The sequence below is a fragment of the Actinotignum timonense genome, assembly GCF_002860685.3.
Taxonomy (GTDB): domain Bacteria; phylum Actinomycetota; class Actinomycetes; order Actinomycetales; family Actinomycetaceae; genus Actinotignum; species Actinotignum timonense.
This window is the reverse complement of the sequence record NZ_CP136960.1, coordinates 911,836-937,291: the sequence shown is the minus strand read 5'-3', so window position 1 is coordinate 937,291 and position 25,456 is coordinate 911,836. Positions and strand designations below refer to the sequence as shown.

The window sequence follows — 25,456 nt, the reverse complement described above, 5'->3', positions numbered from 1 at the left end:
TTATGCCTTGCGGCGCCGCGTCACCACGAGCCCGCCAGCAAGCAGCAAGAATGCCGCCGTACCAGCAAGACCCACGCTCGTTGCACCAGTGACCTGAAGAGTCTTCTTGACCTTCTTGGTCTTCGGTGCAGGCTTGCCCGGATCGTTCGGGTTCAACGGGTCGGTGCCGTTCTTAATTTCGTCACCGTCGTTGATACCGTCACCATCGGTATCGGCCTTATTCGGGTTAGTCGGCTTGCCACCGTTCTTCGCGCCGGTTACCTCGTCACCATCGGTCAGCCCGTCACCATCGGTATCCGGGTTGAGCGGGTCAGTGTTACCAGGCTTACCGTCCTTATTGAACTTATCGTCCTTGAACGGGTTCTTGGTGCCATTAACCTCGTCACCGTCGTTGATGCCGTCACCGTCGGTGTCCGGGTTCTTCGGGTCAGTGCCGATCACCTTTTCTTCACCATCGGTCAGGCCATCACCATCGGTGTCGCCCTTATTCGGGTCGGTACCGTTGTTGATTTCGTCGCCATCATTGACGCCGTCGCCATCGGTATCGGCCTTGTTCGGGTTGGTCGGTTTGCCACCGTTGTTCTTGCCGGTGACTTCGTCACCATCGGTGAGACCGTCACCGTCGGTGTCAGGGTTGAGCGGGTCGGTGTTACCAGGCTTACCGCCCTTATTGAACTTATCGTCCTGGAACGGGTTCTTAGTGCCGTTCACCTCGTCCCCATCGGTGAGCCCGTCACCATCGGTATCCGGGTTCAATGGGTCAGTACCGATCTTCTTTTCCTCACCATCAGTGAGTCCATCACCGTCAGTATCGGGGTTCTTCGGGTCGGTCTTGGTGGCCTTGGAGTCATCAACCTTCGGGGTGCCATCCTCATTACGAGCAGGCTTACCGTTCTCGTCGATATCCGTGCCAACTTCCTCGCCGTCGGTCAGGCCATCACCGTCAGTATCCGGGTTCTTCGGATCGGTGCCCAGGTCCTTTTCACGACCATCAGTCACACCATCACCGTCAGTATCCGGGTTCTTCGGATCAGTGCCGTCCTTCTTTTCGTCCCCGTCCGTCACGCCGTCACCATCGGTGTCAGCATTGTTCGGGTCCGTGCCGTCCTTGATTTCGTCAGCGTCGGTCACGCCATCGCCATCGGTATCGGCCTTATTCGGGTTGGTCGGCTTGCCACCGTTATTCTTACCGGTCACTTCGTCACCGTCGTTCACCCCGTCACCATCAGTGTCAGGGTTGAGCGGATCAGTATTACCAGGCTTACCGTCCTTATTGAACTTGTCATCCTTGAACGGGTTCTTGGTGCCGTTGACTTCGTCGCCGTCGTTGATACCGTCACCATCGGTATCCGGGTTCTTCGGGTCGGTCTTGGTGGCCTTGGAATCATCGACCTTCGGGGTGCCATCCTCATTACGAGCGGGCTTACCGTTCTCGTCAATGTCCGTGCCGGCTTCCTCACCATCGGTCAGGCCGTCACCATCAGTATCAGAATTCTTCGGGTCGGTGCCCAGGTCCTTTTCACGACCGTCAGTCACACCGTCGCCGTCGGTGTCCGGGTTCTTCGGATCGGTCCCGTCCTTCTTCTCGTCCCCGTCGTTGATGCCATCGCCGTCGGTGTCCGGGTTCTTCGGGTCAGTTCCGTCCTTCTTCTCGTCACCGTCATTCACGCCGTCACCGTCGGTGTCCGGGTTATTCGGATCGGTGCCGTCCTTCTTCTCATCCCCATCCGTCACGCCGTCACCATCAGAGTCGGCCTTGTTCGGGTTAGTCGGATTGCCATTGTTGTGCTTACCGGTCACTTCGTCACCGTCATTCACACCATCGCCATCCGAGTCAGGGTTGAGCGGGTCAGTATTACCAGGCTTACCGTCCGGATCAGACTTGTCGTCCTGGAACGGGTTCTTGGTGCCATTGACTTCGTCACCGTCATTGATGCCATCGCCGTCGGTATCCGGGTTATTCGGATCGGTTCCGATCTTTTCTTCTTCGGAATCGGTCAGGCCATCGCCGTCAGTATCAGGATCATTGACCGTCACGGTTACGGTATCGAGTTCCTTGCCATCGCGATCCTTGACCGTGACGACAACTTCGTCCTTGTCCTTAGCATCCGGATTCGGGGTAACCGTGATTGAACCATCGGGATTGAGGGTCGCGGTACCCGGACCGTTCACTTCCACCGTTGTGCCGTCGGGTACCGGCCCGCCGGTATTAGGAAGGTCCACTGGAACACCCGGCTTACTGTTTCCGTCGTTCCACACAGGCTTGTCCGGCTCGGTAACCGTCACCTTGGAGGTATCGAGTGTCTTATCGCCGTCCTTAATGGTTACTGTGATTTCAGTGCCAGGGGTCGCGTCACCAGGAACCTTGACGACGACGTTGCCATCCCCGCCAATAGTGCAGGTGGCACCACCGGTTGCTTCGCATGTGGCCGAGGACGGAATCGGACCATTAGCAGGATCCTTCTCCAGCGTCACATCAGTGCCGGGCTTACCATCACCATCACCCCACGCAGGGCAACCGTTATTGGAAGCCGGACCGGCAATATCCGGGCACTGATCAAGCGCATCCGGGACGGTATCGCCATCGGTATCCGGATCGGTGACGGTCACCTTGGAGGTGTCGAGGACCTTGTCACCATCCTTGATGGTCACGGTGATCTCGTCCTTATCCTTAGCATCCCCAGGAATCTTGACGACGACGTTGCCATCCCCGCCAATAGTGCAGGTGGCACCACCGGTTGCTTCGCAGGTGGCCGAGGACGGGATCGGACCATTAGCCGGATCCTTCTCCAGCGTCACATCAGTGCCGGGCTTACCATCACCATCACCCCACGCCGGGCAACCGTTATTGGAAGCCGGCCCAGCGATGGTCGGGCACTGATCCTTGCCATCGGGGACATTGTCGCCGTCGGTGTCGGGGTCAGCAATGGTCACGGTAGCGGAGTCAAGATCCTTACCGTTCGGGTCCTTGACCTTGACGACGATCTGGTCCTTATCCTTGGCGTTCGCGTTCGGAGTGACGGTGATCGAGCCGTCTTCGTTCAGGGTTGCGGTACCCGGCCCGGTCACCTCAACCGTGGAGCCTGCCGGGACGGGGCCACCCTCATTAGGCAGCTTAACCGGTGCGGACGGCTCGGTGGTCGTGTCATTCCAGATCGGGTTGTTCGCGGGAATAACGGTCACCTTGGAGGTGTCCAGGGTCGTGTCACCATCCTTAATGGTCACCGGAATCTCAGTACCGGGGGCAGCGTCTTCCGGAATCTTGACGACGACGTTGCCATCCGGGCCAATGGTGCAGCTAGCACCATTACCGGCTTCACAAGTAGCGGTGTTCGGGATATCGCCGTTAGCCGGATCCTTCTCCAAGGTCACATCCGCGCCAGGCTTACCATCACCATCACTCCACGCAGGGCAACCATTATTAGAAGCCGGCCCAGCAACATCCGGGCACTTATCCAAAGAATCCGGGACAGTATCGCCATCGGTATCCGGATCCTTGACGGTCACCTTGGAGGTGTCGAAGATCTTGTCACCATCCTTGATCGTGACAGTAATCTCGTCCTTATCCTTGGCGTCACCAGGGATCTTGACGACGACGTTGCCATCGGGGCCAATGGCGCAGGTGGCACCACCAGTCGCCTCGCATGATGCAGTATCCGGAACCTTGCCATTAGCAGGGTCCTTCTCCAGCGTCACTTCAGCGCCGGGCTTACCATCACCATCACCCCACGCAGGGCAACCATTATTAGAAGCCGGCCCAGCAACAGCAGGACACTGATCCTTCAGGTCCGGAGTGCCGTCGTTATCACCATCGGAATTCGGATCACGCACCGTAATCGGAGCAAGAAGAATCTTTTCACCCGTCGGGGTAGTCATCTTGACCGGGATGAGGTATTCGCCAACTTCAGCATTTCCAGCGGTCGGAGCAAGGGAAATTGTCCCATCCTCATTAACCGTCGCCCAGGGCTGCTGGCCAACCTTCACCTTGGCCTGGTCGACATCAGCAAGCAGTTCCGCCGGAATCTTCGTGTTGTCATCAAGCGGAGCATACTTGGCATCTCGCGGCTTGGTTCCGTTTTCCTTGTGAAGCGGCGAAGCAACAGTCTCGGTCGTGTCGAGGTCAACCGAGGTGTGCTTGTACTCCGGAGTGGGCTTGGCGGCAAATGCGTCCTTGGCTAGCGCAGTATCGCGCGAGCCCTCGGGATAGATTGTTGCCGTGTAGATTTCGTCATGATCGAGATCAGCCGGAACGGTCAGAGGACACGAGTTCACAACTCCCAGGTTTGAAGATGTGGAGATGCACTTATGCACCTCGTTACCCTCGGAATCCGTCCACACAATTTCGTGACCGCTCGAGGGAACAAAACCAGTAGCCTTCGTTTCGACCGTCACGCCAGGAGCCGCAGGCTTAGTGGTCTGGTTGTACTCCAAAACCTGGAAATCACGATCCTCCATACGAAGGGCAAAATCCTGATCCCTAATATTGCTCATAGCGCCGTCGGTCGCATAGTCAACAACCTGGGCGCCGTATTGATACAAGTTATCCGGGAAGTTATCAAGGGCGCCCCCTACTCCATCAGGAAGAACGGGAGCAACGTACATATATTCGACGTTAACGTGTCGCGACTTGAGGTTACCCTTGAGCCACGAAGCGCTCGCACCTTCGGGAACCGGATCGCCGTGTTGCCCAGCATTCACAATTCCCTTGTAGCTGTAAGAGTCACCCCACAGGCCCTGGAACTGGATGTGATAATTACCCTTGGCATCCGTGACCGCGTAGGAAGTCTCGGCGATAGCGCTCTTCCCGGTCTCCTGCTCATACTTCGCCATAATTTCACGCTGCGCAGCTTTAAACTGCTCGCGAGTATAGCCGTTGTGGTTCTTCTTCCATTCGTCGAAGAGTTTCGCCACTCCGTCTTGAACGTATGCGCCGACTACTTTAACGCCAGGTACTGCAACATCACCAAAGCTGTCTTGGAACATGCGCACCGCCTTGGGTGCACCAAACACATTCCTCTGGTCATAGAAAACACGACCCGAAACCCAGCCACCGTTTTCTTGGTTGGTGGTTTCCTTCCAAGTGCTCTCATCCGGGAACATCTCGCTAATTTGCGGGCGCTCCTGATATGAAATATTGAAGTTCTCCGCAGCGGACTGTGGCCATGCATTCCACGTACCTACATAACGCTGCACCATCCCGTTACTAACAAATACGCCGTCGGCTTCGACAAATGAATTGACGTACTTGGTTTTATCGGGGTTATCGGACCAAATACGCAAGCCTTGCCCTGCCTGAGCTTTCCACTTATGCTCGATACCTAGTGCGTCCGTCCAATTAGGGAGCTTGATCGAGTACTTGCCATCGGCTTTAGTTTCGGTCCAATAGACCGGCGAGACAGCACCCTTCAGCTTTTTGTTTTTAAAATCAACCCACTGGGCATACACTTTGACGCCAGCCAGGCCCTCATCATTACTGTCAAAACTAGCGATACTGCCGCCTCGGTCGTGGAAAACTCGGCCATATACCGAGCCTTTAATTTCACCGAGATTACCGTCTGACCGCTGTAGCTCATAGGCTTGTGCAGAAGGAGCGCTAAACGTCGGGGTGAGACTCAAACACAAAGCTGCAGCAGTAAGGCCCGCCCACAGCTTCTTACGAAGAGATACCCCCCCCCCCGCTCGATTGCCAGCCGGAGCGAAAATGCCGGGTGCCGAATTAAGCGACCCCGTGTAGTGAGACATCTTTTCTCCATTGGTTAGATATACGGATATTTAGGAGCCGGACGCCGTCACATATGTGAAAATTATGAAAGTGATACACCCAAGTATCACCAAAACATAATCAGTAACGCACCGTATCGCCTAAACATTCAAAATCGTAACACAACCATGAATATCCCCTTTGATATTTAGCAATACCTCATCAAATATGCATATACCGCTTTGACCTGGGGCTTTATTGGACGCCCCCCCAATTGATAGGGGACTTTCCGCCCATCTTGCAGTCTTTATGTAACTTATTTTCCACAAAGTGTGTGGAACATAACCACCCGCCTGCACATGGACTCGTGAATCATTATTCAATTTGCACATAGCCTCTTTGAGAGAATAAGTCTCATAGATATGAGAGAACTATTCGCGCGGTTTTCATAACAAGCGGCTATACATGCAGCATCATCCGATCAGCATGCACATCCAGACCACATAACCATGTCGGCGCCTTAAACGCTTGCCGCTGCACCCAGTTCGAGGGCTAGATCAAGGCGTTCGGAAACGTCGTACCAGAGCAAGTCCTCCTCGGCGAGTACCTTGAAAGCGGCCTCGTCATCAGGCCCTGCCAGCACGTAGGGTTCCATCTCCGGCCCGTCCACGTGGATAGACACCACCTCAGCCCAGGAGAGCTCATCAGAAAGCTCAAGGGCCGTGGGTAAATACTCCTCCGGGTTGGCAAGATCCCGGCATTTCTCGGGTGCTACCTCAGCGGCAATCACAACTCGGCGCGGGCGCAGCCCGCCCCGCTCCGGGAGCACTACCCCGAACTGAGGATCGGCCTTCCCGGCGAACATCGCCGAAACGGCACACAAAGAATCATCCGCGGCCGCGTTGAAAGCAATCGCCTCGAGATAGTCACGATCTTCATCATTCACTTCACGCGCCAGGGCCTCCGTTGCCGCGTGCACCACACGCCCGGAAAGCACGGACATCGCAACATCGGCAGGAGTAGCCGGAAGATAAATTCTCATGCGCCCAGTCTACTCACCGCCCCACACCCCGATAGTCCAGAACGGCACGCGCCAGCCGCCGCACATCCCGACTCACCCTACTGCGAGGGGCTACAGCCACCACGCTGGTGCCGGCTCGTTCGGCCCGTGCGTAGCGAGCTTCGTCGTCGCCCACCCCTATCACGGCGGGTATCTCACTCTCCCCGAGAAGCGAGGCGAAAGTAACGCGATCCTCCAGACCCGCGCGGGTGACCACCGGCAAAGCCGCGCGGGCCAGCGCCCGGGCCCGCCACCACGCCTCCACTCCGCGGCGCAAACCCACCGGTCCGGCGCGGCAGGCCACCACCACGAGATCCGCGGAAAGAAGCGCACTGAGCGTCAAGCTATCACGCTCCCCGCTCGCCCCGATACATCCCGCGCTACTCCGGGCTCGCTGGCCTAGCTGATTGCGCCAATCGTGCTGATTCAAAGTGAGGAATCCGCCTGCCTGAGCGCTGGCCTCGTCGAGAAAAGTGGGAAGTTCCGCGGCGCAATCAACGATGGTGACCTGCGCGAAAGGTCGGAGCTTATCCCACAGATCGCCAATACCGGGTCCAATCAGCTCATGCCAGCGGCCAGCGCGATTGAGGCCGGGGAGGAAATGTAAAGTGCCACGCGGGCCGGTGCGCAGTTCCCGCACGTAACGCGGAAGCTGCGTCTCTAGCGCGTCGCCAGCATGCAGGGCGCGGGCCACTCCGATGAGCCCGGCTGGCTCCTCGCCCAGGTCCACGAGCTGCGCCAAGGACGGGTTGCGGGTATCCGCGTCCACCAGCAGCACCGCATGCCGCTCGCTCAACACCCAGGCAAGATCGCGTGCCAGAGTGGAACGCCCCGGGGCGCCCGCGCTCCCCCAGATGGCCACCAAGAAACCGGGGTCAGGATGGGGACGCTCAGCAGGATTCGTGTGCTTCGAGACATTGCCATGCTTCCGGCGCTCAGGATTCGACCTCACTGCACCTCACCTACCAGCGTGAATGACGCACCCGCCGCGAGCTCCTCAAGCGCAGCTCCGAGCTCGGCGCGCGGGATATGAACTTCCATCGCCGCCGCGCCCGCGAAATGCGTATCGCTAGCCGTTCCCGCGAAGATAACCTCCCGGGAAATCAGCCGGGCGGGAGCTTTTTCGCCGGTGCCGCCCGCGGCGGGAAGCGCCCACAATTGCGCCGGTGCCCCGCGCGCCAGAGCAGTGGGAAGCGCACCGCTGAGCGGCAGCATCGTAACGACCCGCTCGCCCGACATGCGCAACGCCGACTTTTCGACCAGCTCACCCGGGTAAATCGTGCGCCCAACCGTACCGGCCTGGCCTGCCGGTATATAGGCGTCGGCCAGCCCGGCCGGTACTTCCACCACGGCCAGACTCGCCTCATCCAGCGAGGTGCCGGGCACCACCGCCTCGGTTGCCCGATAGACGGGCACGGTCACCGGGCCGCGCAGCGCATACCCGCCCGCGAGCGCGCCGGCAGCAATCAACGCCACCCCACCTGCCAGACGCGGATCTTTCCACCGCGTCCACGTTTTCTCACGCATCCGCTTCCCCTTTCGATTGACCGCATGTGAGCGAACTTGACCACACTCGAACGCATGTGACCGCGAAAACTCGCGACCGGGAGCGATGCGAAGTGACCGGAAACGACCAGAAATAACCACCACTTTGGCCTCCGCTCACGCCCGCTCGCGCCGTGGAGTCAGTGTGGCAGCTAGCGCGCAACTCGCCAAGTCCTCATCCACAGCTTGTGGATATCCAGGGCATTCCCTGCCGTTTCTTATATGAGTTATCCACAGGGGGATGAGGCCGGGTGTACCCGGCTGATTAATAGTTGAGCCACACGGGACATTTAGTCATACCACCACGGTGAGAACCGCGTGCCACCCGCTCTTCATCACGAGCAGAGCACGAGGTTTTCGATCCTGACCGGTAACCCCACTGAAGAGGTTCACGATGTCGGCAACGATCAAAGCGCTGTTATCGGCGCTCGCAGGGCTCGCGTCCGCATTTTTCGCGGTCGCGACCGCCCGCTTGCATGCTCCGCCCGGGAGCGTCGCCCAGCTCACCGGGACTCTCACCGTGGGCGTATGCATCGTCGCGTGCTTGGCATGCGCGCGGCTCACCCTCTGCTATTGCGCGGTTGCACGCTTCGCGCGCGGGAAGGACGACGCCGTCACCCGCCTCGCCCGTCGCATCGGCGGGCGCCATTTCCGCACGGCTCTCACCAGCACTCTCGCCACTACGCTGGTGGCCATGCCCGGGGCATGGGCCGCGGAGCCGAACTCTGGCAGCGGCGTCGATATTGGCTGGGGCGGTGACTATTCCGCTCTTCTCACCTCGCCTTCCCAGCCCAGTCCCGATCCCACCGGGTCGTTCCGCGCGAATCCCGATGACTTGCTCGGTGATGTCTCGTATCGAGACGACGCGGGTGGCTACTATTTGCACCCGCCGGCGCTACCTGCGGCATCGCCTTCGGCTGAACCGGCCGAACCTGCTCAGCCCTCTCTGGCAGCTCAGCCAAGTGACCCGGGTAGCGCTCCCGCCGAATCGTTACGCCCCACCGCGCGCAGTACACCCGCCCTTTCCCCGACCGAGATTTCGCAGCTGACTGCCCCGCTCCTCAACTCGGATCCGCAGCCCGCGGAGCTGCCGTGGGCAGCGCCTCCCCCGATTTATATTGTCCAGCTCGGGGACACCCTTTGGGATATTGCCGATACACACCTCGGGGCCGGAGCGAGCGATGCGGATATTCTCGGCTATACCCACGCCATCGCCGCGGCCAACACCATCGAGGATAGCGACCTCATTTATCCCGGCGAACACTTTATTCTTCCGCCAGCGCGGGAGTAAGAGTCACGCATCTGCTCCCACCACCCATATTCAGTCCTGCCTCGGCCATCGAGGCTCGTTCCCCTACCCCCACGCATCTCAAGGAGATCCCATGTCCACTGCTCCGCATACCGAAAATACCCCCGGTGCTACTGAAACGACGACGCCCGCTCACCCCGAACCGCAGCCCATAACCAACGCTGCGGGTCAGGATCTGCCTCCTCCCGAAGAAGTCACCGCGGAGGGCCAGCCGGGTTCGTGTTCCCATCTCGGGGCGGAGGAGCCGGAGATGATTCGGGTTTCTCGGCTCCCACCTGCACCACCTCCCGTATTTGCGCAGCCGGATATGGATGAAATTGTGTCCACTCTGGATCAGGTTCAACTCGCGGAAATCACCCAATATCGCGCGGTCACCCGCCACCCTCCCTTCCCGCCGGCACCCCACGAGGAAGATACCTGCGTGGCGGAAAACGCGCCGCCCGCGCGTGGGCTCGTAGCCGAGTCCGCAGGCGAGCTCGCGGGTGAGCCCGCGGAGCTACCCGATGCTCTGATTGGCGAGCGCCCCGGCACCGACGCGGACCCCACAAACGACACGGCCCCCGCAAACGGCACGGAATCCACAAACAGCGTGGAGTTCACAAACGGCATGGAACCCGCCCAAGGCGTGGATCCCATCGATGCCTTTGAGCTGATCGATGATGTTTACCTCACTGATGGTGTTGACCCCGCCGGTGACTTCCACGCCATCAATGCTGAGAACAGCACCGATACCTACACAGCCATACCGACCGAATCCAAACTCCACCAATGGAACCGGCTCGCGCTATCCGCCGCGCCCTACCGTGATATGTGGCGTGAGGAGATGGCTACCCTGGATGATCCACTCCCGCCCGAGATCCGGCCACCGCATCGTTTCGCCGCCGGAATTATTATCTACTCCATTGAGGTACTGCTGGGCCACCGCGCACCCGGATATGTGCGCCCGCATCTCAGCCCGGAGGTATTTGCCGCGCTCGTGCGCCGGGCCGGCCTGGCTATGCGTATTAAAGGGAAAGCACCCTGGCTGGGAAACCTGCGGATTTCCACGCTCAAAATAACGCATCCACGCCCGCGCGTGGCCGAGGTCATCGCCTGCGTATATTCGGGCGAGCGAACCCATGCGGTTGCCATGCGCATGGAATTCCTCGCGGGGCGCTGGATCGTCGTCGCCTTGGAAATTGGGTGAACGGGCCCCAAGGGTAACAAAAACTATCCCGAAACGCGCACGCAGGGCTATTAGGCCGCAACGCATCCGAAATAAAAACAAGCGCCGGCCGGTCACGCAACTATCACGCACGTGACCGGCCGACGCTCATATATCTAAGGCCTACCGCCGCCGCTTCTTGTTCTGCTTGGCCGCGGCCCGGCGCTGCGCCCGGTTACCACCACCAGAACCGCCAGCACCACCCGCACTGCCCCGGCCCCCGCGCGAACCGCCCCGCGCACCGGTGGTTTCCGTTTCCCCGGAACCGTCCTTCGCCGCCGAGGAATACGAAACATTCTGCTGGCGCTTCGGCTGCTTAATCCCCAGGGATTCCGCGGTCACGCGCTGGCCCGAGGCCCCCTCGGCGCCTTCACCCACCGCGGCCTGCAAAGCCCGCTGCTGTTCCGCTTGCACCTGGCGTTGCTTTTCCTCCAGCAACTGACGCTGCTGTTCCTGGGCGGCACGCAGCGCCTGCTGGGAAGCGGACACCTGCTCGGCACTGCCCGCACCGCTGGTGCGAATCGCCACTCCGGGGCCGGCCATACCCGCCGCGGTATTCCCCGCCACGGTCACCGGGCCGGTCGCCTGAGCTTCAGCCTCCAGGCGCGCCGCACGTTCGGAAGGAAGCTCGAACTTGAAGAGGTACCGGACGGTTTCCGACATGATATTGTCGTTCATCGCCTGGAACATGCGGTAGCCCTCGTCCTTGTATTCGACGAGCGGATCGCGCTGCGCCATGGCGCGCAAGCCAATACCTTCCTTGAGGTAATCCATTTCGTAGAGGTGCTCGCGCCACTTGCGGTCCAGCACGGACAGCACGATCTGGCGTTCCAGTTCGCGCATATTTTCCTCGCCGACTTCCGCTTCGCGCTCCTCGTAATGGGCGTGAATATCATCGGTGAGTTCGCGCTTGAGCGCGGTGCGATCCAGCTGGGAGGGCCCGCCAATCTCATCAAGGTATTCCTCCGCGGTGAATCCGGGAGTGTAGTAGCCCTTGAGGTCCGTCCACAGTGCGGAAAGATCCCACGCTTCCTCATTATCATCGGCGGTGTGGGCGCTGACCACGTCATCCACCACGAAGTCGAGGAAGCCCTGCACCATGGACTCCATATTTTCGCCCTCGAGGATGGAACGCCGCTCGGTGTACACCACGGTACGCTGGTCGTTCATCACGTCGTCGTACTTGAGGACGTTCTTCCGCATTTCCGCGTTCCGCGCCTCATTTTCGGTTTGCGCCCGCGAAACGTTCTTCGACATCTGCTTGGTTTCGATCGGAGCATCGTCGTCCATGGCGTAGCTGAGCATCCGCCCGGCCATGCCCTGGCCCCATAGGCGCAGCAGGTCATCTTCCAGCGAGAGGTAGAAGCGGGATTCGCCCGGGTCACCCTGGCGGCCGCTACGCCCGCGCAGCTGGTTATCGATACGCCGGGATTCGTGGCGCTCCGAACCGAGCACGTACAGACCGCCCAATTCGGCCACTTCTTCGTGTTCGGCCTTGACGGCTTCCTGCTGGCGCGCCAGCTCTTCGGGCCAGGCCGCTTCGTATTCTTCCGGGGTTTCTTCCGGGTCCAGGCCGCGTGCCGCCAGCGCATCCACCGCGCGATGTTCGGGGTTGCCGCCCAGCATAATGTCAGTACCGCGGCCGGCCATATTGGTGGCCACCGTAACCGCGCCCTTACGCCCGGCCTCCGCAACCACGCGCGCTTCCCGCTCGTGCTGCTTCGCGTTGAGAACCTGATGCTCGATGCCTTCACGTGCGAGCAAATCGGAGAGCTCTTCGGAAGCTTCCACCGAGGCGGTACCCACCAGCACCGGCTGGCCCTTTTCGTGGCGCTCCACAATATCTTCCACAACCGCGCGCAGCTTGGCGGCGCGGGTGGGATAAATAAGATCCTGTTCGTCCTTGCGGATCATCGGCTTATTCGTGGGGATGGGAACGACGCCGAGCTTATACGTCGAGGCAAATTCCTCAGCTTCGGTTTCCGCCGTACCCGTCATGCCGGAGAGCTTGTTGTACAAGCGGAAGTAGTTCTGGAGGGTGATCGTGGCCAGAGTCTGGTTCTCCGCCTTGATCTCCACACCTTCCTTGGCTTCAATCGCCTGGTGCATGCCTTCGTTATAGCGCCGCCCGGGCAGCACGCGCCCGGTGTGTTCGTCCACGATGAGCACTTCGCCGTTGAGCACCACGTAATCGCGGTCCCGCTCGAAAAGCTCCTTGGCCTTAATTGCATTATTCAGGTAGCCGATGAGTGGAGTATTGAGGGATTCGTAGAGGTTATCGATACCCAGGGCATCTTCCACCTTGTCAATTCCCGCTTCGAGCACACCCACGGTGCGCTTCTTCTCATCCACTTCGTAATCGGTATCCCGGCGCATACGCAGCACCAAGCGCGCAAATTCGCGATACCACTTATTCGCATCGCCTTCCGCCGGCCCGGAAATAATGAGCGGGGTACGCGCTTCGTCAATAAGAATGGAATCAACTTCGTCAACGATAACGAAATTATGCCCGCGCTGCACCAGCTCACTGGTCCGCCACGCCATATTGTCACGCAGGTAATCGAAACCAAATTCATTATTGGTTCCGTAAGTAATATCCGCATTGTATTGTTCGCGGCGCTGTTCGGGAGTTTGCCCGGTGAGAATACACCCGGTGGTCACCCCGAGGAAGCGGTAGACGCGCCCCATGAGTTCGGACTGGTAGGAAGCCAGGTAATCATTAACCGTGACCACGTGCACGCCCTCACCGGTGAGCGAGTTGAGGTAGGCGGGCATGGTTGCCACCAGCGTTTTACCTTCACCGGTTTTCATTTCGGCAATATTGCCCAGGTGGAGGGCCGCGCCGCCCATCACCTGCACATCATAGGGGCGCTGACCGATGGTCCGCACCGCCGCTTCACGCACCGTGGCAAAAGCTTCGGGAAGGATAGCATCGAGGGTTTCTCCCTCTTTCAGGCGCTCCTTGAAGCTATCGGTTTGCGCGCGCAACTCCTCATCACTCATCGCCGAGATATCACTTTCGAGCGCATTGACCTGCGCGGTGATGTTCTTCAGCTTCTTCAGCGTGCGGCCTTCGCCGGCGCGAAGGATACGATCAATCAAGCGTGCCACTTCGTCGAGCTCCTTACCGTGGGCATACGGATGCAATTGTACGGGGTAGAAGCGCGCCCCGCCGCACCTCTTTCACCATTAGCTTTGCGTTCTTCATTACGCTCAGTTTTTCACCAGCCTAGTGACAGACCTTCGCGCGCTTCTGTGCGTGGTTGCGAGCATAGGTACGACGACGCCGCTACCCCGCCGGCGCGCCCCCTAGGCCGTGCCTGTCAATCGAGACCGTGCGCACCCAACCTAGACCGTGCGCGCCACCACCGAGCGCGCATATTCCGCGAGGGCTTCGCGCACCGCCCCATTCTCCAGGTCAGCAATGGCGGCCACCGCGCGCCCGGCCCATTCCTCGGCAAGCGCCCGGGTTTCATCCATAACCGAATGATTCCGCAACGCGCCAAGCACGGTATCAAGGCGCTGCCCGGCCAGCTCCCCGCGGTCCAATTCCGCCAAGATCGCTAGCCCGGCGTCGTCCAAAATCCCCGCGGCGGCACGTTCCCGCAACAGAATCGTGGGCATGGTGTCCACCGATTCGCGCAGGTCCGTGCCCTGTTCTTTACCGGTTTCTTCGGAAACAACGTCGATATAGTCATCGGCGATCTGGAAAGCGATCCCCACGTTTTCGCCGAATTCTTGCACCTGGGCGGCAACGTGCGCGTACTCAGCTTCCCGGCTCCCGGCCGCCGCATACACGCCTTCGCGCGCGGAAGCCGCAATAAGCGAGCCGGTTTTCCCAGCTAGAACCTCCAGGTAGTGCGCCCGCGGGGACACCCCGGGCGTACGTCCCACGGTTTCCAGGAGCTGCCCGGTGCACAGGCGCCGGAACGTTTCCGCGTAATCCTTGACGGCCCGCGGCCCCAAATCCGCCATCATCGATGAAGCGCGCGAAAAAAGAATATCTCCGGCCATAATCGCCGCGGAATTCCCGTAGCTGCGGTGCGCGGCTGGAACCCCGCGCCGCAGCGGGGCTTCGTCCATAACATCATCGTGGTAGAGGGAAGCCAGGTGGGTCAGCTCCATCGCGACCGCCACGTGCTCGACCCGCTCCGATTCCGGCTCCGGGCCCAGATACCCGCAGAGCAGCGCCAGCGCCGGCCGCATCCGTTTCCCGCCCGCCTCGGCAAGATACGTGGTGATCGGGTCCACGCGCAGGTCACCAAAATGCGTGGCCGCGTCCAGCTTTTTTTCGACGACGCCGAGCCGCTCCCCCACGCGGGTGAGCAGCTCTTCGACAGTCAGGTCTTTCACGATAGCCAATCCTAGCTTTCCGATGGTGCGCCGGCCCGCGGCCCGGTGCCTCAATGCGCCGCCGGCAGGGTAGCGCGGTGCAGCGCAACGATCCCGTTGCACATATTACGGTATTCAACGTCGCGCCACCCGGCCGCGTGCAGCCAGCCAGCCAGAGTGCGTTGATCGGGCCAGTCGATAATCGATTCCATGAGATAGGCGTAGGCCGGGCCATCCGAGGAGGCCAGGGCCGCGACCCGGGGAAGCACGTGGCGCAGGTAGCCGTGGTAGAGGGTGCGGAAAGGCGCGCAGGTGGGAGTGGAAAATTCGGCGATCACCACGTGCCCGCCCGGGCGCGTCACGCGGGCCATTTCTTGGAGGGCCCGCATGGGATCGTGAATATTACGCAGGCCGTAGGAAATAGTCACGGCGTCGAACGTATTATCCGCGAAAGGAAGATCGCAGGCATCGGCCTGCACAAAACGCAAGTCAGGGTGGCGCAGGCGCGCAACCTCGAGCATCCCGTCCGAAAAATCGGCACCCACCACACGCGCCCCCACCCGGGCGAAGTGCTCGGTGGAGGTTCCGGTCCCGCAGGCCAGGTCGAGGATCTCCATCCCCTCGCGAATGCGCAGGGCTTCGGTGACGTAGCGGCGCCACAGCCGCACCTGCCCGAAGCTGAGCAGGTCATTGCTCAGGTCGTAGCGCGGGGCGACCTGGTCGAACATTCCGGCAACGGCGCGCGGATCTTTGCTGAGTTGTGCACGTGCAGACATGCCCTCTATTCAACCAGCTTGGGCGTATTTGGCAAGAGCGGAATTCTATCTGGCTGCGTTGCCGCGCGAAGTCCGCGTGCAGCCGCGTGCACATCCGCACAAAGTCCGCGTGCACATCCGCACAAAGTCCGCGTGCACATCCGCACAAAGTGCCCGGCTTCAGCGCGCGCCCCACGGGACCTCAAACCGGCGAATTTCCAACGGGCGGCGACTAGACTGAAAAAGAAGTCACGAATTGAGGAGTCATCATGTCCCTGCCCACGCCCATGCCAGCTATGACACCGCCGCTGCTGGCCGATGTGCGCCGCGATTTTGGCGCCCGTACCTGGATTGTGGCTCTTATGAGCCCCGTGATCGCGGTGGCGGTCACCTTCCTCGTCACGCTCTTCTTCGCCTGGCTCGGGCTGCGCGGCATGGGCGATCTCGATATGGGCGGGGTGAATCTTGGTGATGTGATCACCGCCCCGAAGTGGGCGGCCCTCACGCTACTGCTGGCCCTGGGTGGCACCGCGCGGGTGGTGGCCGAGCCGAATCTTGTGGATATGAGTTTCTTCGTTCCCGCCCTCACCCTCACCCTCCTTATTGGTCTTATCATTTACTTCCTCAACCAGTGGGTGGGCCGCGGCAAACGCAATTCCACCCTGCTGGTCTGGATTCCGGCCTGGGTTTCGGCCGGGGTGCTGGCGGCGATCGGTGCCGGGCTGGCGGCGTTCATGCGGGTGGACCTGAGCCCGGGCGGGGCCGTCATGGGGCAGCCCATTCCGCCACTGGCTCTGCAGGCCAGTCCCCTGTTCACCGCGCTCACCTGCCTCCCGCTCGGGCTTTTCGCCGCGGGCTTCGGGCGCATGACCACTGTGAAATCCACCCCGCGTAACCGTTTCACCCTCACGGCGGCCTCCTCTATTCCCACCTACGCGCACGCGGTGCGCCTGGCCTTCACCGCGTTTATCCTGGTGAGCTGCATTTCCGCCCTCGCCTTCGGCATTGACCTCATGGTGCGCCAAGATGCCAAGATCGCGTGGCTCCTCCTGGCCTTCCCCTTCTTCCTCACCACCGGGGTGATGACCATGTTCGGGGCGGTGGGCGCGTCCTTCGCGGCCGAATATGATGCCACCGGCCTGGGCATGGGCGTGAACGCCCAGGGTGATACCACTTTCCTGCTCTGGGATAACCTGGCCACCGCGCCGGCCATCGTTGCGCTTATCTCCATGGTGCTGGTGCTGGTGTGGACGGCCTACCGCTGGGGCCGCTCGCGCGATCCGCGTATGGAATTCGGTGCTATTGCCTGGACGGTGATGCCCTTCGGTTTCGGGGCCACCACCGCGGTGATCTGGGGCATTACCCGCGGCTCCGCCAAGATGGCGGCGCAGGGCATGGACCTGGCCAGCGCCAGTTACGACCTGCACTGGTACCTCATTTTCATCGGGATTGGCCTGGGCCTGGTGGTGGAAGCCTTCTCGCGGCCCTTCCGCACCCGCCCGCCCGAAACGATGGCCACGGGCTACCTCACCCCGCACGCCTCGGATATCCCGCATCATCCTTCCGTTCCCGGCGCCCCGGGCGGGATGCCCTTGCATCCGGAGTATCCGGGAACCCCGGTTGCGCCGGCTCCCCAGCAGCCGCAACCGCCGGTACAGCCGCCGATGCAGGCCCAGCCACCGCACGCACCGGCGCCCCGCCCCGAAGACCTGGCCTAAACCCTAGCGCGGGCTAGGTGATGCGCTCGGAGCGTTCCCCTCGATAGAATAGGCGGCCGTGGCAACTGTTACTGATTGGCTCGAAGGGGCGCGCGTTCGCACCCTTCCCGCGAGTGTCTCCCCCGTTATCGCCGGGGCCGGGATCACCCTGTGGGAAGGGACGCTGTACGGCCCGATTCTGGCCCTGGCTTTCGCGCTCGCCCTACTGTTGCAGATCGGCGTGAATTTCGCGAATGACTATTCCGATGGCATCCGCGGCACCGACGATCACCGCACCGGCCCGCCCCGCCTCACCGGCGGCGGCACCGTGCGCCCGGGCGTGGTGCTCGCAGTGGCCCTCACCTGCTTTGGCCTGGCGGCGCTCGTGGGCCTGGTGATTATTGCCTGGTGCGGGCAGTGGTGGCTTATCGCGGTGGGCGTGGGCGCGCTGCTGGCCGCCTGGTTCTATACCGGCGGGCGCCACCCCTACGGCTATATGGGCTTAGGCGAAGTCTTTGTTTTTATTTTCTTCGGTTTGGTCGCCACCGCCGGCACCGTCTATATCCAGAGCGGCACGGTTCCCTGGCAAGCCTGGGTGGCCGGCAGCGCCGTCGGCCTCATTGCCTGCGCCATTCTCATGGCTAACAATATCCGCGATATTCCCACCGACGCTGTCACCGGGAAACGTACCCTCGCGGTGCGTCTGGGTGATACGTGGGCGCGGCGCGTTTATGTTCTTATGCTCGCGGTGGCGATGGGCTGCGGCGTCGTGCTGGCGTTCACGCCGAGCACCCACCAGGCGTCCCTCCTCCTCTACCTCCCCGCTTTCGCCATCGCTGCGCGCAATAGCTGGCGGATGCTCAGCCGCGGCCCCTCCCGCGCGCAGGGGCGTGCTCTCATCCCGGTCCTGAAAACTACCGGTATTACCGAGCTCGCTTTCGCGCTGGCGGTGCTGGTCTCGTTCTGGGCCAGTTCGCTCTTGGTCTAGGTGCCTGCAGCCTCCGCGCGCTAGCGACTAAGATGGTGGTATGGCCCGAGTAATTATGGCACTTCTTGCCGTCAGCATCTGGATTTACAGCATCATTGACGTCATCCGCACGGACACCACCCGCATGCCGGGCCGGCTGCGTAAGCCGGCGTGGCTCGCCCTCACGGTTCTGGTGCCGGTTCTCGGGTCGCTGCTGTGGATCGCTTTTTCTTTCCCGGTCAAGTTCCCGCAGCAAAATATTTCGCTCGGCTCTTTTGGGCGGGGTCGCTCTTCGTCGCAGCGGCGCCGTCGCCCCGTTGCGCCCGACGATGATCCGGACTTCCTGTCCCGTTTGGACGCAGAAAACCGTTTCCGCGAATGGGAGCGGCAACAGAAGGAGAACGACGCCGCACCCGACGCCGCATCGGACTCCCCCAGCGCCGGTGAATCGAAAGACGCGGGCAGCCCGGAAGCTGGCGGCGCGCAGCCAGGTAATCCGGAGGAACCTGAGGGCCGACCGGCATCCCAGCCGCCCGCGCAGGATTAACCCGCTAGTTTCTGCGAATCGCTCAGCCCCGCCAGTCCGGCGGGGCTATCTCTATCTTCGCGTCTCGCCTAGTCCCCGCGGTTTTCGTCCGCCGCGGAGACTCCCGGGGTAATATCGCGCGCCCGGGCCAGCAGTTCAGCCGCGGGTTCGGCGTAATCCACCGCCACCAGGCTGGTGCCCTGGAACGTCAACGAAGTCACCGAGCACAGCGCGCACTGGCGCCGGCGCGGATCGTGAGCGAGGGAACGACCTTCCACGAAGGAACGCAGCGTCCAAATCGGAAGCTGGTGGGATACCAGCACCGCCTCACCGCCGCGGGCCGCTGCCAGCCCGCGGCGTACCGCATTCGTCATGCGCGCGGCAATATCCGTATAGGGTTCCCCCCAGGAGGGCCGGAAGGGGTTGATGTACCACGGCCAGAATTTCGGGGAGGCCAGAATCCAGCGATTCCGGTTGACATTAATGCCCTCGAAATTATTACCCGCTTCGATGAGGTTGGCATCGGTGCCAACCTCAAGATCGAAAAGTTCAGCGGTGGGGGTGGCAGTTTCAATAGCCCGCTCCAGGGGCGAAGATATCACCGCCCGCACATCGTGACCGCGGAAGAAATCCCGAACACTGCCGGCCATCTCCCGGCCCAGATCGGTGAGGTGAAAACCGGGTTGGCGGCCGTACAGTTCGCCGCTGGGGTTATCCACCTCTCCGTGGCGGACCAGGTGAACAACTGTTACGTCAATCATGATGCCAGTCTACGGCACCGGGAGCTGCCAGCCGGACCCCAAGCCCCCTCGCTTGGGAAATTCACTTGAAAAGCGCCATCCGACCGGCGCGCCCGAGAATACCTACGTGCCCGAACGCCTACCAAATATCGGCGGCGTTGCCCACCAGGCGAGTGCACAGCTCGCCCATCTTGAGGAAGTCATCATGACCGAGTTTGTCCACGAGGTGAGCGCGAACCGAGATCACGTGGGTAATGGCCGCCTTTTGCAGCAGCTTGAAACCTGCATCCGTGAGCGTGCAATCCACCCCGCGCCGGTCATGCGCGTTGGCGGAGCGTGCCACCAGGCCGCGCGCCTCCAGGCGGCGGACGGTGTGGGTAAGCCGCGAGCGGGAATGTACCATCACATCGGCGAGAGTCGACATCCGCATGCAGCGATTTTCCGCCTCGGAAAGGCGGGCCAGAACGTCATATTCGTTCAATGACAGATTGTGATTGACCATGAGTGCGTGGTTGAGCGCCTCTGAGGTCACGGCTGTCGCGCGCAGATACGCGCGCCAGGCAAATTGTTCCTCTTCAGAAAGCCAGCGAACTTCCGCGGCCATGAGATTCATCCCTTCGTCAGGCACGATGTCACGTCGTGACATTAACGGCAACTCACACGGGGTGTGCGAGTCTTCATTACGTCGTTGCGCCCGCGCCGGACGCAACACATCCAGCTTGCGCTGGATGAACGATGACGCCACTTCTCCCCCATTTTCCCACGCGGGAACCCAGGAGCGAAAGGCCTTAAGTGGTGCTTGTAGCGCGGTACCGCGCGCAGCACGCCCGTGCCTGGCGAAGCGCCGTCGACCACAGCATCACGTGAAGTATACCTTTGTACGAACGCAACTCAGAGTTACATTCTCTTTTTAGGAAGGTCACCCTTACCTAGGTAGTAATATTGATAAGTATTTTTGCCCGAATTGTCAAGGTTTGCTCGATGAGCATCCCATGAATATGTGAGCACTTTCACTTGCCCCTTGATTTCGATGCCGAGGCGTTAAAACAAAGGATAAAACAAAAAGGCCCGGACATCCGGGCCCTTCCGCACGCGGGGAACTACTTCTTGTTCCGACGCTGGTGGCGAGTTTTACGCAGCAGCTTACGATGCTTTTTCTTCGACATACGCTTGCGGCGCTTCTTAATAACGGAACCCACAGGCACCTCCAAAACTAGATCGCGGGGAATCGCCCCGATGGAACATCACAGTATCTTACCGGCCCGCGCCCGCCTATGCGTAGCGCGTGAATCAGAACACGGTTAAATTCACAACCGCTCCGGGCCTGCCACCGTTTCTAGCGCCCCTTTTCGAGCGACTCTTTTCGGGCGACGACGCCGCATCGGCCACGGACCGCACTATTCCCCAACCGCGCGCTGTTGCGGGACGCTATTTCCAGTCAGGAGTGCTTCAACAGCGCTGGCGGGTACCCGGTAGGAGCTTCCCACCCGCACGGCCGGCAGATCGCCGGCGTGAACCATGCGGTAGACGGTCATCTTCGAGACACGCGTCAATTCAGCCACTTCCGCGACGGTGTAAAACTGCGGAGACGAAGGCATTTGCATCTGGTTCATCCCATCATCCTGGAGTAATTTTTTGCCACATCGGCAACAGCTACAGCAAGGATATCCCATATTCTCAGCATTCACAGCATTTTCTGCATGTTATGTGCCGCTTTTCCGTGAGGTACGTGGCAGGGGAATATACTACGGAACAGGTACGCGGCGTTTTTCCTGGCCGCAGCCGCTAGCTCGAGGACCCGGAGGACGCCCATGGCAGCACACCCTGAGGTGGCATCCGCGCGCCTGAGCTGGCGTGATCGGCTGGCGGCCGTGGGTGGACGCGTGGATCGGGTGGCGCGGGATCGCCCCGCGCGCCTGGCGCTCCTTATTTTTGCACTCATTATTTTGTTCCTCACTGCCGCGCTTTCTTTGCCGCTGGCAACCACCACGGGGAAGAGCGCGCCGTTTATTGATGCGCTTTTTACCGCGACCTCGTCCGTGTGCGTGACTGGCTTGGTGACGGTTGATACCGCGACGTACTGGTCGGTGTGGGGCCAGCTTTTTATTTCTTTCGGGCTCATTGTGGGCGGCCTGGGCGTGATGACGCTGGCCTCGATTCTGGGGCGGGCGGTTTCCCGCCATGTGGGTCTCACGCAGCGCATGCTTACCGCGGAGGAGAATCAGTCGAGCCTGGGCGAGGTAGGTACGCTGCTGCGCGCGGTGATTATTGTGGCGTCGACGGCGCAAGCTATTTTGTTCCTGGCCCTCCTCCCCTTCTTTTTGCGCAATGGCGAGGCCCTGCTTCATGCTCTCTCGCATTCCTATTTCATGGCGGTCTCCATCTTTAATAACGGTGGCTTTGTGATCATGCCGGAGGGCGTGAGCCCGTATGTGGGGCAGTGGGCGCTGACTATCCCGATTATTTTGGGCACTGTTGCCGGGGCCATTGGGTTCCCGGTTGTTTTGGATATGTGGCGTAATCGTTCACGCCCGCGTAAATGGTCGGTCACCACGAAGATCACGCTGGTCACCTATATCAGCTTGGCGGTGCTCGGCGCGGTTTTCCTGGCGGTGCTGGAATGGAATAACCCGAATACCCTGGGCAATTTGGCGGTGGCCGATAAAATCAACGCCGCGCTCACGCTGTCGGTGGATGCCCGTTCCACGGGTTTGACCACTATTGATGTGGGTGCGATGGGTGAAACATCGTGGATCCTCCTTGATTCGCTCATGTTCATTGGTGGCGGTTCGGCTTCCGCGGCGGGCGGCATTAAGGTGACGACTTTCGCGGTGCTGTTGCTGGCTATTCGGGCCGAGGCGCGCGGTGATCGCGATACCGAGGCTTTCGGGAAGCGCATCCCGGCCGAGGTGTTGCGCTTGGCTATTGCGGCAACGTTCGCCGGCGGGATCATGGTGGTGACCGGTTCGGTGGCGCTGCTTCAGCTCACGAATTTCACCTTCTCGGAGATTCTGGTCGAGGTGATTTCCGCTTTCGCTACCTGCGGTTTGAGCACGGGGATTACCGGGGCGCTACCGGCCAGCGCGAAGTTCGTGCTGGTGCTCCTCATGTTCTTTGGGCGCACGGGCACGATGACGCTCGCTGCTGCATTGGCGCTGCGTTCACGACGCCGCACCATCCGGCTGCCCGAAGAGCGGCCGATTATCGGCTAAGCGGGCAGATGGCTTATCCCGGGGTTACCTACGCGAGCTTCGACGCTTGGTGCCGGCTGAGCCGCCGTCGTTCCGAAGAATGCTGCGCAAAGAGGAGAGGAACAAAAGCACCGCAACCACTATGGCCGGGGCGAGAGCGTTCGGGGTTGCCGGCGGGAAAATACGGTTGAGGAGAGTCACCGTAAGAAAAGCGACCCCGCCGCCAATCGCAGCCACCACCAGCGCTTTAAGAACGCCTACCGCGAGCGCGCGCCAATCCTTCATAACATCCCCTACCTACCCAGATTTCCATTTTCTTAAACACAGAATTTCAGTTCGACCTCTAGTCAAGCCGATCATTGCTTGGCATGAAAAGCGGGATGCTCGAAAGGGGCATATCGAGTTCCCTAGCAACGCTCATGAGTTTGCCGGCCAAAACTGGCCATACTAGCTCAACAACATCAGCATGCTGAACATTTTCACGAGACACTTGGTTGCCTATACGAACCCGGGCTTTAACATGCGAAGAATACATCTGTCTTCCAGCGTCTTCAGCCATAAGGCCCATGGTCACATCAACGAAAACAGTACCCTGAAATTCTCCTGCGAGTTCGAGAATTTTGGAGTCAATCTTCATCTTGCACTCGAGCGTATCAGGGCGAGTCTCCAAGCTTCCGTTAACTTCACCGGAGACTTCCAAAAATCTCACTTGTTGCACATCATCCTTGAGTAACATATTCAACCCCCACGTCAGGAACCGACTCGTCAATAGTTTCAGTCCAGCTGTACGAGTAATCACGGTCAAGATCTTCGACCGTATAGGAGATGGCTGCACCGATAACCACAGCGTAAAGCTGAAGAGTATGAATCGTTGGATTAGTTATGCCCGACTCCAACTCAGAAACCGCAGATTGCGTGGTGCACATTCTGCTTGCAACAGTTTCTTGAGAAAGACCTTTGCGCATCCGTATGGCTTTAAGTTCGCGCAGTAGACGCCGCCTACGGGCCGCCTGGAGGCGTGACCTCTCACGAACTACGAGCAGACTTTCTTCCATCACATTCCCCTTCATATCGGATATATACGATACACATTTACTCTAGCAGTTGTATCCATGCTTCACCACGCTCTTGAGCCAATGCGATACTTGCGTTTTGTTCTTCCTTCCACCGCGGGCCTGCGGACTTGACAGCGAGACAGAGAGAAACAAGCCCTTCCCATTCTTCAGGCTCGCCATAATAGATCCTCACATGGAACGTCGCTTCCCCAATAGGAAAAGAACTGAGCAGACGTATTTCCGCGACTCCTGGCCGGCTCTTACAACGAGTTACCGCCTTGTACTCAAGATCACCAAACGCAGCGGAATCGAGCAGTTCTTCAATTTCACCGGCTAGGTACATAGCGGTATTCAAACCAGCACCCTCACCTCCAAAAAGCTGGAGGATGGTCGCAAAATCTTGAGAGAGCCAGCACCCCGGATCATCCCATCTAGCTTCAATACCCACAGACCCAGGCCCTGGGTGAGCCCAACGGTAGGTATGCGTCACAATGTCACGCCCGCGATTGGCGCGAGTGCGTAGCGTGCCTTCCTGTGCCATAACGAACTTGTACATGCATTCATGGTCGCACGGGCTTACGACATGAATTTTGGCGTGGAGCGTTAGACTACGAGCCAGAGATATTGTGATCGGAGAAAGGGCGGCTATGCCGGATACGCGCGACGAACAAGCCATCCTCGTGGTGGGGCTGGGGCGTTTTTCGACCGCCATCGCCACCACGCTCGATGATTTGGGGCGTGACGTGCTCGTCGTCGAAAGGAATCCCGATACCGCGCAGCGGTGGAGCCATCGCTTGCGGGTGGTGGAAGGGGATGCCACCAGTATGGAGGTGCTCGACCAGGTGGGCGCGGGGGATTTCACCGTGGCCGTGGTGGGCGTGGACACCTCGCTGGAGGCTTCCGTGCTGGTGACCGCGAACCTGGTTGATCTGGGGATTCCGCAGATTTGGGCGAAGGCGGTTTCGCGTGCGCACGGCCGTATTTTGCGACGCATCGGCGCCCACCACGTCATTTATCCGGAGTACGACGCCGGTACGCGCGTGGCACATATGGTCTCGGGCAGGATGCTCGACTATATCGAGATGGAGGACGGCTTCTCCATCGTGAAGATGCGCCCGCCGCGGGAAATTCGCGGTTTCACCATCGCGAAATCGCGTATCCGTGAGCGTTTCGGGGTGCGGATTATCGGGGTGAAGGCACCGAATCAGCCCTTTGAATACGCCACCGAGGACACCCTCATCGGGGCAGATGACACGATTATCGTGTCCGGTGATACCGAGCTATTGGAGGAGTTCGCTAACCGGCAGGGGTGGATCCCTGCGGTGGGTTCGGCTCGGTAACGGGCTCGACTCAGTAGGGATTCGGTAGCGATTC

21 protein-coding genes and 1 pseudogene are annotated in these 25,456 nt (G+C 60.3%); 7 read left to right on the top strand and 15 right to left on the bottom strand.

Features of this window, described 5'->3' with window-relative positions; genetic code table 11:
• The 4 genes from CYJ17_RS03860 to CYJ17_RS03845 all read right to left on the bottom strand — a co-directional run bounded on the left by CYJ17_RS03860 (position 1) and on the right by CYJ17_RS03845 (position 8,288).
• A complete protein-coding gene (locus tag CYJ17_RS03860; RefSeq protein ID WP_180948659.1) occupies positions 1–5,280 on the bottom strand; it encodes an Ig-like domain-containing protein in 5,280 nt (1,759 codons plus the stop codon).
• 941 nt (positions 5,281–6,221) lie between these two features.
• On the bottom strand, positions 6,222–6,743 hold the full coding sequence (locus tag CYJ17_RS03855) for a DUF6912 family protein (protein WP_087069908.1): 522 nt from the start codon (positions 6,741–6,743) through the stop codon (positions 6,222–6,224).
• Between the two features lie 13 nt (positions 6,744–6,756).
• Complete coding sequence (locus CYJ17_RS03850; RefSeq protein WP_145989737.1) at positions 6,757–7,713, bottom strand: P-loop NTPase family protein; 957 nt, start codon at positions 7,711–7,713, stop codon at positions 6,757–6,759.
• Positions 7,710–8,288: a hypothetical protein gene (locus CYJ17_RS03845; RefSeq protein ID WP_087069911.1), complete on the bottom strand. Its 579-nt coding sequence runs from the start codon at positions 8,286–8,288 to the stop codon at positions 7,710–7,712. The genes CYJ17_RS03850 and CYJ17_RS03845 overlap by 4 nt, the downstream gene beginning before the upstream one ends.
• A 412-nt stretch (positions 8,289–8,700) precedes the next feature.
• Here CYJ17_RS03845 and CYJ17_RS03840 point away from each other — a divergent pair, with 412 nt between their 5' ends.
• A complete protein-coding gene (locus CYJ17_RS03840; protein ID WP_101595302.1) occupies positions 8,701–9,597 on the top strand; it encodes a LysM peptidoglycan-binding domain-containing protein in 897 nt (298 codons plus the stop codon).
• Positions 9,598–9,688: 91 nt separating this feature from the next.
• Positions 9,689–10,801 (top strand): Rv3235 family protein, encoded by a 1,113-nt coding sequence (locus tag CYJ17_RS03835; RefSeq protein ID WP_087069913.1) that lies wholly within the window; start codon positions 9,689–9,691, stop codon positions 10,799–10,801.
• Between the two features lie 620 nt (positions 10,802–11,421).
• Here the strand turns inward: CYJ17_RS03835 and secA are convergent.
• The 3 genes and pseudogenes from secA to CYJ17_RS03820 form a co-directional block, all read right to left on the bottom strand.
• Positions 11,422–13,930 (bottom strand): annotated as a pseudogene (gene secA, locus CYJ17_RS03830) (preprotein translocase subunit SecA); the annotation flags it as partial.
• 237 nt (positions 13,931–14,167) lie between these two features.
• The gene (locus CYJ17_RS03825) at positions 14,168–15,172 is read right to left on the bottom strand and encodes a polyprenyl synthetase family protein (protein WP_087069915.1); all 1,005 of its coding nucleotides are present in this window, start codon (positions 15,170–15,172) and stop codon (positions 14,168–14,170) included.
• 50 nt (positions 15,173–15,222) lie between these two features.
• Entirely contained in the window at positions 15,223–15,927 is a 705-nt protein-coding gene (locus CYJ17_RS03820) for a demethylmenaquinone methyltransferase (protein WP_087069916.1), read from the bottom strand.
• A 248-nt stretch (positions 15,928–16,175) separates the two neighbouring features.
• On the opposite strand from CYJ17_RS03820, the gene CYJ17_RS03815 reads away from it, so the two are divergent.
• Genes CYJ17_RS03815 through CYJ17_RS03805 form a run of 3 tightly spaced genes read left to right on the top strand, consistent with a single transcriptional unit; the run spans position 16,176 to position 19,117 of the window.
• Positions 16,176–17,624, top strand: a complete 1,449-nt coding sequence (locus CYJ17_RS03815; RefSeq protein ID WP_143231799.1) for a hypothetical protein — start codon at positions 16,176–16,178, stop codon at positions 17,622–17,624.
• Positions 17,625–17,682: 58 nt separating this feature from the next.
• Positions 17,683–18,591 (top strand): 1,4-dihydroxy-2-naphthoate polyprenyltransferase, encoded by a 909-nt coding sequence (locus CYJ17_RS03810; protein ID WP_101595298.1) that lies wholly within the window; start codon positions 17,683–17,685, stop codon positions 18,589–18,591.
• A gap of 40 nt (positions 18,592–18,631) precedes the next feature.
• A complete protein-coding gene (locus CYJ17_RS03805; RefSeq protein WP_257959999.1) occupies positions 18,632–19,117 on the top strand; it encodes a PLD nuclease N-terminal domain-containing protein in 486 nt (161 codons plus the stop codon).
• A 68-nt stretch (positions 19,118–19,185) separates the two neighbouring features.
• On the opposite strand, the gene CYJ17_RS03800 is transcribed toward CYJ17_RS03805, so the two are convergent.
• From CYJ17_RS03800 to CYJ17_RS03785, 4 genes are all read right to left on the bottom strand, one after another.
• Positions 19,186–19,857 carry a histidine phosphatase family protein gene (locus CYJ17_RS03800; protein WP_087069919.1) on the bottom strand — a complete coding sequence of 224 codons (672 nt, stop codon included), beginning with the start codon at positions 19,855–19,857 and terminating at the stop codon, positions 19,186–19,188.
• A gap of 118 nt (positions 19,858–19,975) precedes the next feature.
• Positions 19,976–20,482, bottom strand: coding sequence for a MarR family winged helix-turn-helix transcriptional regulator (locus CYJ17_RS03795; RefSeq protein WP_087069920.1), 507 nt, complete (start codon positions 20,480–20,482; stop codon positions 19,976–19,978).
• A gap of 454 nt (positions 20,483–20,936) precedes the next feature.
• Complete coding sequence (locus CYJ17_RS03790; RefSeq protein WP_005504750.1) at positions 20,937–21,035, bottom strand: 30S ribosomal protein bS22; 99 nt, start codon at positions 21,033–21,035, stop codon at positions 20,937–20,939.
• A 198-nt stretch (positions 21,036–21,233) separates the two neighbouring features.
• Positions 21,234–21,440 carry a helix-turn-helix domain-containing protein gene (locus CYJ17_RS03785; protein ID WP_234984538.1) on the bottom strand — a complete coding sequence of 69 codons (207 nt, stop codon included), beginning with the start codon at positions 21,438–21,440 and terminating at the stop codon, positions 21,234–21,236.
• Positions 21,441–21,647: 207 nt separating this feature from the next.
• On the opposite strand from CYJ17_RS03785, the gene CYJ17_RS03780 reads away from it, so the two are divergent.
• Positions 21,648–23,048 (top strand): TrkH family potassium uptake protein, encoded by a 1,401-nt coding sequence (locus tag CYJ17_RS03780; protein ID WP_026428671.1) that lies wholly within the window; start codon positions 21,648–21,650, stop codon positions 23,046–23,048.
• A gap of 24 nt (positions 23,049–23,072) precedes the next feature.
• Here the strand turns inward: CYJ17_RS03780 and CYJ17_RS03775 are convergent, their stop codons facing one another.
• Genes CYJ17_RS03775 through CYJ17_RS03760 form a run of 4 tightly spaced genes read right to left on the bottom strand, consistent with a single transcriptional unit; the run spans position 23,073 to position 24,530 of the window.
• Positions 23,073–23,312: a hypothetical protein gene (locus CYJ17_RS03775; protein ID WP_087069922.1), complete on the bottom strand. Its 240-nt coding sequence runs from the start codon at positions 23,310–23,312 to the stop codon at positions 23,073–23,075.
• A 58-nt stretch (positions 23,313–23,370) separates the two neighbouring features.
• On the bottom strand, positions 23,371–23,763 hold the full coding sequence (locus tag CYJ17_RS03770) for a hypothetical protein (protein ID WP_143231800.1): 393 nt from the start codon (positions 23,761–23,763) through the stop codon (positions 23,371–23,373).
• Positions 23,747–24,097 (bottom strand): helix-turn-helix domain-containing protein, encoded by a 351-nt coding sequence (locus CYJ17_RS03765; protein WP_101595295.1) that lies wholly within the window; start codon positions 24,095–24,097, stop codon positions 23,747–23,749. The genes CYJ17_RS03770 and CYJ17_RS03765 overlap by 17 nt, the downstream gene beginning before the upstream one ends.
• Positions 24,098–24,119: 22 nt before the next feature.
• Positions 24,120–24,530, bottom strand: a complete 411-nt coding sequence (locus CYJ17_RS03760) for a hypothetical protein (protein ID WP_143231801.1) — start codon at positions 24,528–24,530, stop codon at positions 24,120–24,122.
• 199 nt (positions 24,531–24,729) lie between these two features.
• On the opposite strand from CYJ17_RS03760, the gene CYJ17_RS03755 reads away from it, so the two are divergent.
• Positions 24,730–25,422, top strand: a complete 693-nt coding sequence (locus tag CYJ17_RS03755) for a potassium channel family protein (RefSeq protein ID WP_101595291.1) — start codon at positions 24,730–24,732, stop codon at positions 25,420–25,422.
• The last annotated feature ends 34 nt before the right edge of the window (positions 25,423–25,456 follow it).